Consider the following 900-nt stretch of genomic DNA (forward strand, 5'->3'; position numbering starts at 1 on the left):
CGCCGACGGCCGCCCGGTCGATCCCTCCGGCCTCGAACTCCACCGGAAGGCCGAGCGGTACCAGCTCGACCACCCCAACACCTCCTACATCGACGCCGTCAAGGCCGTCTCCTGAGGAACCCCGATGCAGCATTTTCAGGATATCCTGACCATCTCGGTCACCACCACCGGCACCTTCGGGGCGTATGACCTCGTGAGCTACGCCGGCGCCAAGGTCACCACCGCCGACGCCCAGGTACTCGGCGTCGCAAAGAGCCCCAACACCGTCATCGGCGATCAGGCCGCGGTGCTGGTGATGGGCGTCGCGCGGGTCAAGGCCGTGGGCGCGATCACCGCAGGCAGTGGCGTCGTCTCGGCGGCGGCCGGTGGCGTCAAGCAGGCCGCGGAATATGACGCCGGCCCCCCCATCGTGCCGGCCGATGTCAACATCTTCGCCACCGCCCTGAACACCGCCGCCGATGGCGAGTTCGTCTCCATCCTCCTGCGCTAAGGAAGTCCCATGTCCGGTCCCCTCAACGCCCGTACCGCGGCAGTGATCGACCCGATCCTGTCGAACCACGCCCGCGGCTATCGCAACGCGGCCTTCATCTCCAGCGTCCTGTTTCCGCGCGTGCCGGTCCCGAACCGCTCCATGTCGGTGCTGAAGTTCGGCAAGGAGGCGTTCCGCAAGCTGAACACCCGCCGCGCGCCGGGCTCGAACGTCAAGCGCGTGCAGTACGGCTATGCCGGCGACACGATCTCGCTCGTGCAGGATGCGCTGGAAGGCGTCGTGCCGGTGGAGCACCAGCAGGAGGCCGAGAAGGTGCCCGGTATCGACCTCGGGGCCAATGCCATCAACATGGTGCTGGATTCGGTCGACCTCGGGCTCGAATACGACGCCGCGCAGCTGGCGCGCAACGC

At 67.7% G+C, this 900-nt stretch carries 1 protein-coding gene and 1 pseudogene; both read left to right on the forward strand.

Annotated features, from left to right (window positions below):
• Positions 1-124 precede the first annotated feature (124 nt).
• Complete coding sequence (locus tag RGD00_RS23405) at positions 125-490, forward strand: hypothetical protein (RefSeq protein ID WP_310459632.1); 366 nt, start codon at positions 125-127, stop codon at positions 488-490.
• A 9-nt stretch (positions 491-499) separates the two neighbouring features.
• Positions 500-900: pseudogene (locus RGD00_RS23410) on the forward strand (hypothetical protein); the annotation flags it as partial.

Origin of the sequence: Ruixingdingia sedimenti, from assembly GCF_031432425.1 — a bacterium.
Lineage (GTDB): Bacteria > Pseudomonadota > Alphaproteobacteria > Rhodobacterales > Rhodobacteraceae > Ruixingdingia > Ruixingdingia sedimenti.

Excerpts from the sequence above, each read along its gene's own strand:
- RGD00_RS23405 (WP_310459632.1), top strand. The coding sequence starts at position 125 with ATGCAGCATTTTCAGGATATCCTGACCATCTCGGTCACCACCACCGGC.